Below are 15,052 nucleotides of genomic sequence, written 5' to 3'. Positions count from 1 at the left end.
GTCATGGCGCGGCCTCCATGTGTCGCAGCGGTTCGCGCTCGTCCGGCTCGGCGAGTTCGGCGGCCTGCCCGATCAGGTCCTCCGGCAGACCGAGGAGGCGGCCCTGGATCAGGGCGAACAGGCGCATCAGGTCGAGCTCGCGAAGCATCAGGTAGGCCAGCGTGCGGGCCACGCCGGAGCGGCTCAGGCGCAGCACCCGGCGGGTCTCGTCGATGAAGTGGGCGGCGAGGCGGCGCTGGATGTCGACCAGGTCGCGGCTGTCGGCGAGCAGCGCGGCGAACGGCTCGGGCAGGGCCTCGAGGACCCGCTCGCGCGACTCCAGGTCGACGAGCGCGATCAGCCGCTCGCGTTGCATGACGCGGAACGACGGCACCAGGCGGAAGAAGGTCTCCGACGGCGAGAGCCCGAAGACGAAGCGCGAACGCAGCAGCCAGAGCAGGCCGACCCGGTCGAGGAGGGCGCCGACGAGGACCTGGAGCGGGCGCAGGTCCTCGTCGTGGAACTGGAGCACCTGACGGGCCAGGCGTTCGTAGTAGAGCTGGTCGATCGCCGCCTCCAACGCCGAGGGCTCGTGCCGCTGCTCGTAGATCTCGCGGGCCTGGCGGGCGATCAGCGCGTAGGGGCTGCCCTCGAGGGCGCGCAGCAGTTCCAGGACGGTCTCGGCCCGCAGTAGGGAGGGCTCGCCGAGGCCGAGCTCCGGCGGCAGGTCGTAGAGGTGATTCTCGATATCGGATTGGTCGAGGTCGTAGAGCCGGCCGCGCAGCAGGGCCTTGAGGTTGAAGAGGGCGTACTTGCGTCCCCAGGCGCGCACCAGGGCGCGCTCGACCGGGCGCATCGGGCGCACCAGGATCCGCAGCTCGGCGAGCAGGGTGGCAATCAGGGCCTGCTCGACGGCGCGGCTCTTGGCGCGGGTGTCGCCCTGGGCGCGACGGTCGAGCCGGCCGTCGCGCTGCCCGTCGAGGAGGTCGCCGAGGGCGAGTTGCTCGGCCAGCTCGGCGAGATCCAGGCGGGCGAGCGATTCGAGTTGCCCGGGCGCGAGCAGCCGCGTCGCCATGATCGAGACGCGGGTGTTGACGTAGGCCTCGCCGGCGGCGCTCGACATCGGATGGCTCGTGCGCGGCGGTCAGGGCCGATCTTCGTTGGGGCGAGCGGGGGGCATCACAGCTGCGGATCCGTCATCACCCGGAAGGCCGCCTCGAGGGCCTCGTCCTCGCGCTCCTCGGCCATGTCGCGCAGTCGCGCGTGACGCTCGTCGTAGCGGCGCTTGAGCTCGGCGACCGTCTGCTCGGCCCGCTCCTGGGCCTTCGCGAGCTGGGCACGATGCAGCTCCGGGATCCGGGCGGTCAGCCGCTCCTCCTCGGCACGGGCCTCCGCGACGGCGGCCTGGACGATCTGATCCTGCTCGGCCTCCGCCTGCTGGGCGATCCGTTCGGCGCGCATCTCGGCGTCGAGCAGCCGCTGGAGGGTGGTGTCCATCGTTGGGCTTCCGAGGTGGCGCTGAGATTGAACACCGCCGGCGAGGACGGCGGACCGTTCGCCGGCGTCGATGTCGATCCTCTCACCATCGCAGGGGCGACGACAAGCCACGTAGGGTAGGCGGTGCGTACCCCAGGCCACTCCCGGAAAATCGCGCACCAGGCCTACGCGGCTGTCGATTGCCTCGCGGTGGGTGCGGCTTGAGCCGCAGGAAGGCGATGGCCCTGGGTTTCTGGGCGCACTGCGATGCGGCTTCAGCCGCACCCGATCTCGGTCTGCGCTGGAGGCAGGCGGCTGGAAGCCGGTCGCCCTACAGGTGTCGGCAATGGGTCTCGCGTACCCGCAGTGCCGCGATCAGCGCGATGACGGCGAAGGCGAACGAGAGCCAGAGGCCGTTGCGGTAATCGTCCATCGCATAGATGCGGACCCCCTCGCGCAGGGTGCCGTCCCAGGTCAGGTCGAGCACCCAGCCGAAGGCCGGCTGCATCACGGCCGCGCCGAGGAAGAGGCCGGTATTGACCAGCGCGATCGCCATGCCGGCCACCGCCGGCGGCAGGCACTCCTTGGCGGCGGCGTAGGTGACGACGAAGCCCCCGGCGGCGACGCCGAGGAGCCCGTAGAGCGACAGCCCGCTCCAGCCGACCTGCCAGGGCAGCAGGATCAGCGCCAGCCAGGCGAGCCCGGACAGCGCGGCCGCACCGATGATGACCGGCCGGCGCCGCCCGAGCCGATCCGAGAGCCAGCCGGCCGCGAGCGAGGCGATGGCGAAGCCGACGAGGGCGATCGTCGTGTAGAGGGAGGCCGAGGTCCGCTCCAGATCGAAGACATCGCGCATCAGCGGCACCCCCCAGAGCCCGGCGAACGCGAATAGGCTGCCGGTGACGCCGAAATTGACCCAGAACCCTGGCCAGGCCGCACGGTGCCCCAGCACGGCCCGCAGGTCGCGCAGCCAGTGTTGGCGGCGCGCCGGGTGCGGCGCCAGGCCCTCCTGTTCGCGCACCGACGGAAAGCCCAGGTCCTCGGGGCGATTGCGCACCTGCCACAGGGTCAGCGCCGCGAGCACGAGCGAGACGATGCCGGCGCCGACGAAGACCTGACGCCAGGACACGCCGGCGAGGAGCAGGGCCAGCGGGCCGGCGGCCAGGATCGAACCCAGATTGCCGAGCATCAGGGTCAGGCCGCTGATCCGCCCGTACTGGCGCTCGGCGAACCAGACCGCATTGCTCTTCATCAGGCCGACGAAGATCACCGAGACGCCGAGGCCGACGAGGAACCGTCCCCAGCTCGCGGTCGCGAAGTCCGGGGCCAACCCGAACAGGATGGAGCCGCCGCCGGCGACCAAGGCGCCACCCGTGACACTGAGCCGCGGCCCCAGCGTGTCGGCCAGCACCCCGGCCGGAATCTGCATCGCCGTATAGATGTAGTAGTAGGTCGCGGCCAGCGAGCCGAGGGCGGCGCCGCTGATCGCGAAGGTCTGCATCAGGTCCGAGGCCACGACCCCGGGGGCCATGCGATGGAAATAGACCATCACGTAGGAGCCGACGAGGAGCCAGAAGACGCCCCAGCGGCGACTGGAAAAGCGGGCTTGTTCGGTGGCCGACATCGACATGCTGGGGCTCCTTGTGGACCGGCCATCGCGCGACGGGCGCTGGGCCGCGGCGGGGAGGGGTAGCATCGGGCCACGGGGTGCGGGCTGTCAAAGCGCCGCGATCGGGCGCTGGGTTTTGCGCTCGCAAATAAAATCGATTATCATGCGCTTTTAGCAGCCACTCCTGCCCGCGCGATGCGGGCCGAGCAGCCATGCGTCGCATCCACCCGCCCGAGGCGGGAGCCCTTCTGGAGACGATATGGCTGCATCATCCGATCTCGCTGTCCCTCGCGGGCCGATCTCCTCGGCTCGCCCCCGATCCCTGTCCTGGCTCGCCGCCGCGGTCGCGGCCCTGCTGGCCGCGGCCGATGCCGCGGCCGAGCCGGTGGCGGAGTTGCCGTCGCTGGTGGTGACGGCGACCCTGACCGAGCGCGACCTGCGCGACGCGCCGGGTTCGGTCACCGTCATCACCCGCGAGGACCTGGACGCGACGCCGGCGCGGGATGTCTTCGACGCCGTGCGCGAGGCGCCCGGAGTGACCGTCTCGGGCGTGGGTCTGTCGGGGCGGCGCGTCGTCAACATCCGCGGGCTCGACAGCAAGCATGTCCTGTTGCTGAACGATGGCCGCCGCGTCACGGCGACCGACGAGTACATCGGTCACTCGGACTATGGCTATGCGTGGGTGCCGCTGACCGATGTCGAGCGCATCGAGATCGTGCGCGGTCCGCTGTCGGCCCTCTATGGCACCGATGCGATGGGCGGTGTCATCAATGTCATCACGCGGCCGGTCGGCGAGGACTGGCGGGGGGCCGTGCGGGTCCTGGGCGGTCTGACCGATCACGGGCGCGGTGGCGACGAATACCAGCTCGGCGCATCGGTCTCGGGGCCGCTCCTCGATGAGCGGCTGGGCCTGAAGTTCTCGGCCCTGTCGGCACGCGTCGACGATACGGCGTTGAAGTCGGATCCGAGCCTGACGGAGGTGGAAGGCAAGGACGTGCTGGCCGCGACCGGTTCCTTGACCTTCGTGCCCGTGCCGGGTCACCGCATCGAGATCGGCGCCCTCGGCGGCGAGGAGGAGCGCTGGCGCGAGACCGACCACCGTGGTGGACCGCCGATCCATACCAGCAGCTACGACCTGTACCGTTCCCAGTACTTCGCGAGCTACCGCGGCGAGGTCGGCCCGGCGAGTCTCGCACTCAACGCCTATCGCTCGCGGTTCGATGCGAAGAACCGCACCGATGATCCGGCGGTCCCGCCGACGACCCGACAGAACCTGCTCGAGGACATCATCGACGGGCATGTCACGCTCCCGATCCTCGAGCGCCACCTGGTCACCGTCGGCGGCGAGTACCGCGAGGAGACGCTCGAACATCCGGCCCTCGCGGGGGGCGAGGACACGGCCGACAACCGCGCGCTCTTCGTCCAGGACGAATGGAGCCTACTCGACGACCTGATCCTGACGCTCGGGATGCGCTACGACGATCAGCGCTTCTTCGGCTCCGAGACCAGCCCGCGCGCCTATCTGGTCTATCACCTCGGGCCGCAATGGACGCTGCGCGGCGGCTATGGCCAGGGCTTCAAGGCCCCGACGCTGAAACAGCTGTCGCCCGAATACAGCTTCGCCGGGGCGCACAGCTTCCGGGGCAACCCGGATCTGCGGCCCGAGCATTCCGACAACTACGAACTGGGGGCCTCCTACGACGGCGGTCGCATCGCCGCGACCCTGACGCTGTTTCGCAATGACATCGACGACCTGCTGGCGAACCTGTGCGTCGAGAACTGCGACAGCCGGGTCGGCCGGGTCTTCGAGCACATCAATATCGACCGGGCCCGCACGCAGGGGGTCGAGTCCTCGCTCGCGCTGACGCTGCCGCGCGGCGTCGAGCTGGCCCTCGACTACACCTACCTCGATGCGCGCGACGAGACCAATCAGCGCCGCCTGGCCGGTCGGCCGCGGGCGACCGGGGCCATCCGCGTGACCTGGGATCAGGCACCTTGGGGGCTCAAACCCCAAGTGCGCGCCGAATACACGGGCTCCCAGGTGCTCTACGGCGCCGGCACGACCCGCTACGACCTGCCCGACTACACCCTGGTCCACTTCAATGTCCGCAAGGACCTCGCGCGGGGCATCGAGTTCGGACTCGGGGTCGAGAACCTGACCGACGAGAACCCGTTGGAGAAGTCCGACGACTTCGGCTACTCGGAACGGGGCCGCTTCTTCTACGCCAGTCTGCAGGCGCAGTTCGACTAGCCATCCTTCTCGGAGTATCGCATGACGGGTATCGCTAACCCTTGGCCGGCGGCCAGGTGGCTTCTGCTCGGTTCGATCGTGGCCTTGATCCTGGTCTTCCTGATCAAGCCGCCGACGGCGCCGCGGGCCGTTGGCGGGTCGCCGGATCTGGTGATCTTGACCAACGACTTCGTGCTGGCCGGCAAGTTCGACACGGTGGCCGACGCGGCGCGGGCGGCCGGTCTGCGGCTGGCCGTGCACAATCTGGATCGGACGGACGGCGCGCCCTTGCCCGAGGTCGTGGCCCGCACTCGGATGGTGCTGATCGATGCGCCACGCGAGAGCGACGCCCAGCAGATCCTCGGGAAGGCGCAGGCCTGGTTGGACGAGGCCGGGATACCCTGGTTGCTGGTCGCGGCCCGTGGCCCGCAGTTCGACCGGCTCGACGCCGAGCGGGCCGCGGTCCTCTACGACTATTACCGCCAGGGCGGGGTGACCAATTTCGAGCGCCTCTTCGCGTACCTGAAGCACCAGCTCTGGGGCGACGGCGAGACCGCGGTGCCGCCACCGTTGGTGTTCCCCGAGCATGGGATCTACCACCCGCGGCATCCAGATCTCGTGCTGGCCGACCTGGATGCGTATCTCGCGTGGCTCGGCCCCGAGCGCACCGAGGCGCGGCCGCGGATCGGGGTCGCGATCTACCAGTCCTCGATCGCCTCGGCCCTGACCGACTACATCGACGACCTGGTGCAGCGCATCGAGCAGGCCGGGGCCGTGCCCGTGGTCTTCTACCACCCGATCATGCCGAGTCCGGGCGATCTGGATCTGGTGATGGGCGACGGCCAGGCGGCGATCGACGTGCTGATCAACTACCAGGTCATGTACCTGGGCGAGCGCGGTGCCGATTACGCGCGGCTCGATGTGCCCGTGTTGCAGGCGATCAGCTGGCGCAGCGGTGACGAGGCCGACTGGGCGGCGAGCGCCGAGGGCATCGCGATGGGCGGGGTGCCCTTCTACCTGGCGATCCCGGAACAGGCCGGTCTGATCGATCCGCTGGTCGTGGCCGCCGTCGAGGCGGGGCGCCTCGTCGCGATCCCCGAGCAGGCGCAGGCACTGGTCGACAAGGCGTTGCGTATGATCCGATTGCGCGACACGCCGAACGCCGACAAGCGGGTCGCCGTGATGTTCTACAACTACCCGCCGGGCGAGAAGAACCTGGCCGCCTCGTTTCTCAACGTACCGCGCAGCCTGGCTGCGCTGAGCGAGGGGCTCGCCGAGGCCGGCTATCGGGTCGAACCGGTCGACGAGGCGCAGATGATCGCCGACGGCTCCGCCCTGCTCGCGCCCTTCTACCGGCCCGAGGCGCTCGGCCCACTGCTCGAGCGGGGCCTGGCCGAGCGCCTGCCGTTGGCCGATTACGAGGCCTGGTTCGCGACCCTGCCGGCCGCCGTGCGCGAGCGGATCGACGCGCGCTGGGGGCCGGCGGGCGAGAGCCCGATGGTCATCGAGGAGGCGGGCTCGGCCTCCTTCGTGATCCCGCGCATCGCCCGCGACCACCTGGTGATCCTGCCGCAGCCGCCGCGCGGACAGGCCGGCGAGCCCGCGGAGCGGACCCTCTATCACGATAGCCGTGTCCCGGTGAACCACTTCTATCTGGCCAGTTATCTCTACGTCCGCGAGCGATTCGGCGCCGACGCGCTGATCCATCTGGGCACCCATGGCACGCAGGAGTGGATGCCGGGCAAGGAGCGCGGCCTGTCGATCCATGACGACCCCTATCTGGTGCTCGGCGATCTGCCGGTCGCCTATCCCTACATCGTCGACAACATCGGCGAGGCGACGCAGGCCAAGCGTCGCGGTCGGGCCGTGACCATCAGCCACCAGACCCCACCCTTCGCGCCGGCCGGGCTCCATCAGGCGCTGATGCCGCTGCATGACCTGATCCACGAGTGGGAGCTGCTCGATCAGGGGGCGGTCAGGGTGCAGACCGAGCAGGCGATCATCCGTGAGGCCGAGGCGCTCGACCTGCTTCAGGATCTCGGCTGGTCGGCCGACGAGGCGGCCGCGGATTTCGTCGCCTTCGAGCGGGCGCTGCACGACTACCTGCATGAGCTCGCCCAGTCGGCGCAGCCGCTCGGTCTGCATACCCTCGGCGAGGCGCCGGATCCGGGCCATCGCCTGACCACGGTCATGCAGATGCTCGGCGAGGATCTGTATCGCCTGCTGCCGATCGATGAGCCCGAGGAACTCTTCGTCGAGGACTATCAGCGCCTGAGCGAGAGCGAACCCTACCGCTTCCTCGAGCGCCATCTGCTCGATGGCGAACCCGCGCCCGACGAACGATCCGCCGAGCTGGTCGCGCTGGCCCGTGACTACTACGCCAGGCTCGCGGCCGCCGAGGAGCTGGCCGGGCTCTCGACCGCCCTCGATGGGCGTTACCTGGCGACCCGCTATGGCGGCGACCCGATCCGCAATCCCGAGAGCCTGCCGACGGGGCGCAACCATTACGGTTTCGATCCGTCCAAGCTGCCGACCGAACAGGCCTATGTCGCGGGCGTGGCGGCCTTGGCCGCGCTGGTCGAGGCGCACCGAGCCGAGCAGGGCCGCCCGCCGGAGAAGCTCGCCTTCTCGCTCTGGTCGGTCGAGGCGATGCGCCATCTCGGTGTGCTCGAGGCGCAGGTCTTCCACGCCCTCGGTGTCCGCCCGATCTGGGATCGGGCCGGGCGCATCACCGAGATCGAGGTGATCCCGCGCGAGGCGCTCGGCCGGCCGCGGATCGACGTCGTGGTCTCGGCGACCGGCCTGTACCGCGACCATTTCCCGAACCTGATGGAACAGATCGCCAAGGCCGTCGCCCGGGTCGCCGAACTCGACGAACCGGACAACCCGGTGCGGGCCAACACCCTGGCGTTGGAGCGCCGCCTGCTGGCGGAGGGGATGGGCGCCGACGAGGCCCGGGACCTGGCCCTGACCCGGGTCTTCTCCAACGAGACCGGCACCTATGGCACCGGCCTCGACGAGGCGACGCTCGCGTCCGACACCTGGGACGACGAGGCGAAGCTGGCCGAGCTCTACCTGGCGCGGATGCAGTACGCCTACGGCCCGGACACCGCGCGGTGGGGGCGCAGGCCGGAGGGTCTGAACCTCTATGCCAGGCAGCTCGAGGGCGTCGAGGGCGCCGTCCTGTCGCGCTCATCGAACCTCTACGGGATGCTCTCGACCGACGATCCGTTCCAATACCTCGGCGGGTTGGCGCTCGCAGTTCGCCACCTGAGCGGACGGAGCCCGAGCCTCTACATCAGCAACCTGCGCGACCCGAACGCGCAGGATCGGATCGACTCGGCGGCCCGCTTCCTCGCCACCGAGCTGCGCGCCCGTTACCTCCATCCGCAGTGGATCCAGGCGATGCAGGCGGAAGGCTACGGCGGCACGCTGAACATCGTCGATACCATCAATAACTTCTGGGGCTGGCAGGCGACCGCGCCCGAGATCGTCCGCGACGATCAGTGGCAGGCCTTCTTCGAGGTCTATGTCGAGGACTCGCTCGGGCTCGATCTCGACGAATGGTTCGAGACCCACAATCCGACCGCCCTGGCCCAGGTCGTCGAACGGATGCTGGAGGCCGTGCGCAAGGACTACTGGGAGGCCAGCGAGGCGACCCTCGCGACCCTGGTCGAGGTCTACCTGGACGCGGTCGAGCGCCATGGCTACCGGGCCGCGAGCAGCCAGGTCGATCCCTACGTCCGCGAACTCGCGGGGGGCTTCGGCCTCGAGGGCCTGGTCCCACCGGATGCCGAGGCCGCCGTCGGCCATCCGACGCCGGTCACGGGCCAACGGCTGGAGCCCCAGGACAGCCGCGCCGCGGCGGCCGCGACGCCCGAGCAGGTCGTCTGGCTGCTGATGCTGCTGGCGTTCGTCACGGCCGGCGGCGCGGCGAGGCAATGGCGCGCGCAACGCGCGCCGGCCTGACCGGCGGCGCCGCGATGGAATCCGGCACATGTCTCTTTACTCCTCAACCCTGAAGCGAGCCGATACGCATGCAAGCCCTTGAAACCCTGATGTACGAGCTGGCGCAGCTCTTCCTCGCGCCGGTCCTGTTGATCATCCTCGGTCTGTTCCTGTACGCCTTCTTCAGCCTCGGGGGCTTCGCGATGGAGGCCTGGCAGCGGCGGCGCGGCGGGGCGTCGGTCCTGCATCGGCACTGGCAACGGGCCGGCGGCGCCGCCGAGGACCTGGAGCTCTGGATCCTGCGCCGCCTGGAGGTCCTGCGCCTCGCCACCCGCACCGCCCCGATGCTGGGCCTGGTCGCGACCATGATCCCGATGGGGCCGGCCTTGATGTCGCTGACCGAGGGCGATGCCCGCGGGGTCAGCGAGAACCTGGTCATCGCCTTCGCGGCCGTCATCGTCGCCCTGATCGCCGCGTCCATCTCCTTCTGGGTGCTCACGGTACGGCGGCGCTGGCTGCTCGCCGATCTGCGCGTCCTGGAGGAACAGGGTCATGTCTGACGGGGCGGTGCGGGCGGTGCGCCGCCGTTACCTGGAGCACGAGGAGGTCGACGACCCGGTGCTGTCGGTCGTCAATATCGTCGATGTCTTCCTCGTCATCATCGCCGTACTCGTGATCATCCTGATGCAGAACCCGCTCAACCCGTTCAGCCAGGATGAGGTCGTCATGGTCGTCAACCCCGGCCAGGAGGACATGCAGATCCTGATCAAGGACGGGCAGGAGCTGACCCAGTACGAGGCCACCGGCGCCATCGGCGAGGGGCAGGGCATCCGTGCCGGGATCGCCTACCGGCTCGCCGACGGCAGCCTGATCTATGTGCCGGAGGCTGATGACTGACGGGCGATGGTCGGCTCGGCGTCTCGCCGGTGATGGAGGTGGTTCCCGAGCCACAGGGCCATCCATCGGGCGATCTCGCGGGTGGCGACATCCTGGTCGATCGTGGGCTCGTTGGGGTCTTCGGTCGCCCCGGCCGGGTCTTCCTCGTCGCAGAGGCCGTAGTGCGTCGCCCCGTCGATCTCGACCAAGGCGCGCGGTGATTCCAGCACCGGATAGGTCGCCTGCGCCTCGAGGGGTGTCGCCACCCCGTCTCGCGTCCCCTGGATGAGCGCGACGGCCGCGCCCGAGGTATCCAGGTCCGTGACCTCGTCGCCCGAGACCAGGTGGGTACCGTAGAAGGCGCCGGCGCGCAGCGCCTCGGGGGGCGTGTAGGTCGGCTCATCCGGGTCGCATCGCCTGAAGGGCCGCGGTGAGCAGTGTGCGATGGCATATAGGCCAACGGCCCCACCGAAGGAGTGGCCGATCAGCCCCATGCTCGCCGTGTCGACGACCTGGTAGAGCGGAGAGCCCGGATCCTCATCGGCCGCGACGGCGGCATCGAAGACCTCCGTGACGACCTCGACCTCCGTGAACAACCCGCCCCGAAAGAGGGGGTTCGGATGGTTCGGGACGACGACGACGAAGCCATGGCCGGCGACCTCGCTGGCGACTCGGCCGTATTGCGACTTGTCGACCTGGGCGCCCTGCAGCAGGGCAACGAGCGGGAAGGCGTCTTCGAAGAGACGCGCACGACCCCGCGGCACGCGCGGCAGGTACAGATCGGCCAGGTCCCCGCTGGGCAGGACGATGTCCTCCAGCACCCGCACGGGGCCTGCCGCGTGCCGGGCCATGCCAGGGTCGTCCCGAAGGCCCGGGTCGGCCGAGACGCCGGCCGCGAACGAGGGCGCGGCGGCGACGACCGAGAGCGCGGCCAGGCCGATGCGCTTGAAGCCACGGTTTGCGCCCCGGCCGCCTTCGCGAACGGGCCCGGGTGTCAGGGTGATCTTGCCGGCCGCCTCGAACCGGATCGTCTTCGGATCCGCAACGGCACTCGCAATCAGTTTGATTCGCCTGGTCATCATCGCATCCTAGTGCAGCAGTTCAGAAATCCCGAGGCTGTTCGTTGTCGTTGTCCTAATCGTAGTCCGATCGTCGATTACGACAAAGACAACGATAGGGCACCGTGAAAGATTCACGGTGCCCGCGCGGGGTAAGGATGCCGGCTTGAAAGATTGCCCGGATGGCAATCTTTCAAGGTCTCCGATCGTCGTTGGCGGCGGTCTGGGAACATCCGCACTGCTGTACTCGCTGTCCGCGTCGATGTACGTCCACCGGGTGGCATGCGGGGCGATTTCGCCAGGAGGCGAAGCAACCGCTCGCCAGTGGGCCAGTTCTGATGTCCTGCGGCCTCGGCGCGGTGGGTGACGGGGGCCTGGAACTCGACCGTCGGCCGGTCATCGGTGTTGAGAGGACAGCCCGTGAAGCGCTCGCGGACCTGTCCCAGGTTGCCTTCGATACGGCGGATCGCTAAGACGATACCGGCGGAGGTCCGAGGCGCCGTGCCGCGACGTGTCCCTGGAAGATGGTCAGCCCTGCCACGGCGATCAGAACGGCTACGAGGGTCGGTCCGAAGGGCTGATCCCAGGCCAGGGCGATGGCGAACGCCAGGACGTAGGCGAGGATGCCCAGCCCGGCGCTCATCGTCAGGCAGGCGCGCCAGTGGGGTGCGCGCTGGAAGGCCACCCAAGGTGGCACGAACACCAGCGCGAAGGCGGCCATCAGCCCGAGGGTGCTTGTGCCCAGGGCCATGCCCAGCGCCACCAACAGGTCGAATCCAAGTTGCCACCGCTGGGTAGACCGTTGATCGGAGATCTCCAGGCCGGGGAACAGGCGGGTACGCACGAGCACCGGGATCATCCACGGCAAGAGGGCGAGCGTGGACGCAACATAGACGAGCGTGCCGGCCAGGTGGGCGCGGCCGGCGAAGTAGAGTTGCCCTTCGACGAGCGCATGGCCCATGGCGCTGCCAAGGGCGGTATTGGCGGCGACCAACAATGTGGCCGCCCAGCCGACCAGGATCATGAGCGCGTAGACGGTGTTGCCGCGGAAGCGTCCGAACGACTTGACGAATGCGCCACCCAGCGCGCCGAGCGGGGCACCAAGAACGGTAGGGATCCCCGCGGCCAGGCCCACGAGCCCGCTGGCGCCGGCCAGGTGCGCGAGTCCGAGGGCTGCCAGCCACTCGTCCCTGAGGCGCAGGAGTGTCCCTACGATCGGCAGGGCCAGGGCTAGCAGCAGGCCGGCGGCGAACGGGATTCGGAACAGCGGGTCCAGCAGCGCGTCCCCGTTCATCGACCGATCTCCAAGATCCGGCTGCAGGCCTCGTCGAGGAATCGCCGCTCATGGCTGGCCAGGAGCACTGCGCGACGGCCTTGCTGGGATTGCAGCATCTCCGTGAGTAGTTGTTCGCCGGTCGGGTCCAGGTTGTTCGTCGGCTCGTCGAGCATCACCAGGTCGCATTGTCCGCCGAGCATGGCCCATACTGCCAGTAGCTGGAACTGGCCACCGCTCAATGTATCGATGCGCTGGTCCAGCCACGGGGCCAGGCGGTTCGGCGGCGCCTGCCGGTGGGCCTGTGCATAGCGCAGGTAGTCGTGACCATCGAGGGGCATTTCGTCGAGCCGCACCGGTTGCTGCATCTGCCAGGCCAGGGTCAGCCCTGGTGGGCGCCCGAGATCTCCGTCGAAGATCCGGGCGTTGCCTGCGATGGCGCGCAGCAGGGTCGATTTGCCGCAACCGTTGGCACCCCATAGGCCCACGACTTCGCCGACCCCGACCGAAAACGACAAGGGACCGATGACCGGCTTTGCGTAACCGGCCACCAGCCCATTGGCAACGATCAGGGTCTGCGTCATCAACCGCCGCCCGCCAGTGCGTCGACCCAACGCTGCATATGTTGCAGGTAGCCATCGCCATCGGCATCGAGCGGCGGCTCCAAGGGTAGCCGGACTTGCCTCCATCCCAAGGCATTGGCGATCGATGCGGGTGCCTGGTCGGGCTGATAGGTCGTGGACAATACCAGGCCGGACCTGCCTTGCAGTTCATTGATCAACGTGCGAATGTGCGACGCGGTCGGCGGGACCCCGGGCACGGGCTCGAGCGTTCCCCAATAGGGGACGTCGAATCGCTCGAGCAGGTAGATGACGTCTTTGTGGAACGAGACGACACCGGGTGGATTGGCGAGCCGTCGATGCCAAGTCGCTACCCGTTCGTCGACCCGCCGCCCAAAGGTCTGGGCACGAGCGCGATAGTCCGCGGCATGCTCGCCATCGAGTCTCGCCAGGCGTTCCGCCAGGGCCGTGGCCACTTCGGCCATGCGCACCGGGTCCATATTCACGTGCGGGTTGCCCGTTGGATGAACGTCACCCAAGGCTCGGTCGGCCGGACCCCCGATGTCGAGCAAGCTCACCTGCGCCGCGGCTTCGAAGTAGCCTGGATTGCCCGGCAGGATTTTCGGATTGGCCGCCTGGCTGATCGCCAGCGGTAGCCAGCCGACCTCGAGGTCCGCCCCGAGCGCCACCACCAGATCCGCCCCTCGCAGCGCCCGAATCATGCTCGGGCGGGCCTGCAAGTGATGCAGATCGCGGTCGGGTGGTGCCAGAACGGTCAGATTCGCGTGTTCCCCCGCGATCTCGCGAACCAGCGCCCCAGTACTGGAACTGGTTGCCGCGATGTCCAATGCGGCCCAGGCCGATGACGCGAGTAACATCGTGAAGGCGGCTACCAGCAATGAGCTGATCGTTTTCATTTTCGTACCCCGTCAGAACTTGTGGGCGCCGTGCGAGCCCAGACTCATGATGTACTGCAGGTAGACGTAGTCGAACGCGTTGGACTCGCCGTCGATCGTGATATCCGCCATCGCGTATTGCAGGCGCAGCCGTGAATACTCGGTCGGCGTCCAGGTCAACGCCGCGGTCCAGCGATCCGAGTCATTCCACTCGCGCAGCGTGCTGCCACCGCTTTCCAGTTTGTTGGTCAGGCCCACGACGTCATAGCGCAGACCTGCCTGCCAACGTGGCGCGAATCCGTACAGGCCCTGTAGATAGAGTCCATCCTCGGTAAATTGGCGCTCGGCGCCGACCAATGCCGGGTTCGCCTGATGGAATTGCAGGTCGAGATCCTTGCGTTGCCAGATGTATTCGCCCTGCAGCTTGAAGTCACCCTTGCCATAGGCGCCACCGCCGGCGTACTTGTACACGGCATCTACGCCCCACATCCAGGCATCGCCTTCGAGGGTATGGAGGTTGCCATCCTCCGGGTCGCCATGGATCTCCTGGTGCTGGTCGGCCCAGCCACCCCAGGCGCCGAGCTGTAGGGCGTGGTCGTAGCCGAGGTCGGGGGCGAATTTGACGAATGCCGTGTACAGTCGCGGTCCGTCTTGCTCGTCACCGAGAGCGAGGTCGTCGACGCTCAGCCCGGCATCGGCGAGTTCTGCCTCGAGTCCGTCGCCGACGTCGGCCAGCGCGCCGAGTTTCTCCTGCTCGCCCTGGAATGCCTCGAGGCCGAACAGGGTGTAATGCCCCCAATCCGGCAACCAGGTGATCTGCACGCCGGTGTCGCGTAGGCCATGGTCGCCGAGCAGATTGAGATAGGCGAGATTCTGGTCGGTGAAGTCCCAGCTGTGCGGGTGCTGGTTGTTCATGTAACCAACGTCGGAGAGGAATTTTCCGGCCTTGACCTTCAAGCTGAAGTTTCTCGTTTTCCTCAGGCGACTAACCGCATGACAGCCGCGATGAGGGGATTTCGAGTGCCGTGGCCGGGATCGCCGCAGTCGACCCCGAAACCGACGTCGGCGAGCTCATGGGCGAGCGCTCGGCGCACATCGGCGAAGGCATATTCGGTGCGACGTGCAGCGGCGTAGCGCCGCGCGGGGG

Annotated in this window: 12 protein-coding genes; 4 read left to right on the top strand and 8 right to left on the bottom strand. The window is 68.5% G+C overall.

Features of this window, described 5'->3' with window-relative positions:
- Position 1: 1 nt before the first annotated feature.
- The 3 genes from CKO41_RS01600 to CKO41_RS01590 form a co-directional block, all read right to left on the bottom strand.
- Positions 2-1,102 carry a V0D/AC39 family V-type ATPase subunit gene (locus tag CKO41_RS01600; RefSeq protein ID WP_200381043.1) on the bottom strand — a complete coding sequence of 367 codons (1,101 nt, stop codon included), beginning with the start codon at positions 1,100-1,102 and terminating at the stop codon, positions 2-4.
- 56 nt (positions 1,103-1,158) lie between these two features.
- A complete protein-coding gene (locus tag CKO41_RS01595) occupies positions 1,159-1,476 on the bottom strand; it encodes an ATPase (protein ID WP_200251293.1) in 318 nt (105 codons plus the stop codon).
- A 310-nt stretch (positions 1,477-1,786) separates the two neighbouring features.
- Entirely contained in the window at positions 1,787-3,079 is a 1,293-nt protein-coding gene (locus CKO41_RS01590) for an MFS transporter (RefSeq protein ID WP_420826441.1), read from the bottom strand.
- Positions 3,080-3,323: 244 nt separating this feature from the next.
- On the opposite strand from CKO41_RS01590, the gene CKO41_RS01585 reads away from it, so the two are divergent.
- The 4 genes from CKO41_RS01585 (at position 3,324) to CKO41_RS01570 (ending at position 10,139) form a co-directional block, all read left to right on the top strand.
- On the top strand, positions 3,324-5,315 hold the full coding sequence (locus CKO41_RS01585) for a TonB-dependent receptor domain-containing protein (RefSeq protein WP_200381042.1): 1,992 nt from the start codon (positions 3,324-3,326) through the stop codon (positions 5,313-5,315).
- A gap of 21 nt (positions 5,316-5,336) precedes the next feature.
- The gene (gene cobN, locus CKO41_RS01580; protein WP_200381041.1) at positions 5,337-9,263 is read left to right on the top strand and encodes a cobaltochelatase subunit CobN; all 3,927 of its coding nucleotides are present in this window, start codon (positions 5,337-5,339) and stop codon (positions 9,261-9,263) included.
- Positions 9,264-9,331: 68 nt separating this feature from the next.
- Positions 9,332-9,802 carry a MotA/TolQ/ExbB proton channel family protein gene (locus CKO41_RS01575; protein ID WP_200251284.1) on the top strand — a complete coding sequence of 157 codons (471 nt, stop codon included), beginning with the start codon at positions 9,332-9,334 and terminating at the stop codon, positions 9,800-9,802.
- A complete protein-coding gene (locus CKO41_RS01570; RefSeq protein ID WP_207143632.1) occupies positions 9,795-10,139 on the top strand; it encodes a DUF2149 domain-containing protein in 345 nt (114 codons plus the stop codon). The genes CKO41_RS01575 and CKO41_RS01570 overlap by 8 nt, the downstream gene beginning before the upstream one ends.
- On the opposite strand, the gene CKO41_RS01565 is transcribed toward CKO41_RS01570, so the two are convergent.
- The 5 genes from CKO41_RS01565 to CKO41_RS01545 form a co-directional block, all read right to left on the bottom strand.
- Positions 10,115-11,200 carry an alpha/beta hydrolase family protein gene (locus CKO41_RS01565; protein ID WP_200381040.1) on the bottom strand — a complete coding sequence of 362 codons (1,086 nt, stop codon included), beginning with the start codon at positions 11,198-11,200 and terminating at the stop codon, positions 10,115-10,117. The two genes, CKO41_RS01570 and CKO41_RS01565, sit on opposite strands and share 25 nt — an antisense overlap.
- A gap of 445 nt (positions 11,201-11,645) precedes the next feature.
- Positions 11,646-12,470 (bottom strand): metal ABC transporter permease, encoded by an 825-nt coding sequence (locus CKO41_RS01560; protein WP_200381039.1) that lies wholly within the window; start codon positions 12,468-12,470, stop codon positions 11,646-11,648.
- The gene (locus CKO41_RS01555; RefSeq protein WP_200254624.1) at positions 12,467-13,033 is read right to left on the bottom strand and encodes an ATP-binding cassette domain-containing protein; all 567 of its coding nucleotides are present in this window, start codon (positions 13,031-13,033) and stop codon (positions 12,467-12,469) included. The genes CKO41_RS01560 and CKO41_RS01555 overlap by 4 nt, the downstream gene beginning before the upstream one ends.
- Positions 13,033-13,926 (bottom strand): metal ABC transporter substrate-binding protein, encoded by an 894-nt coding sequence (locus CKO41_RS01550; RefSeq protein ID WP_200254623.1) that lies wholly within the window; start codon positions 13,924-13,926, stop codon positions 13,033-13,035. The genes CKO41_RS01555 and CKO41_RS01550 overlap by 1 nt, the downstream gene beginning before the upstream one ends.
- Positions 13,927-13,938: 12 nt before the next feature.
- The gene (locus CKO41_RS01545; RefSeq protein WP_200381038.1) at positions 13,939-14,862 is read right to left on the bottom strand and encodes a putative porin; all 924 of its coding nucleotides are present in this window, start codon (positions 14,860-14,862) and stop codon (positions 13,939-13,941) included.
- Between the last annotated feature and the right edge of the window lie 190 nt (positions 14,863-15,052).

The sequence above is a fragment of the Thiococcus pfennigii genome, assembly GCF_016583835.1.
Lineage (GTDB): Bacteria > Pseudomonadota > Gammaproteobacteria > Chromatiales > Chromatiaceae > Thiococcus > Thiococcus pfennigii.
This window is presented reverse-complemented; position numbering and strand designations above follow the sequence as displayed.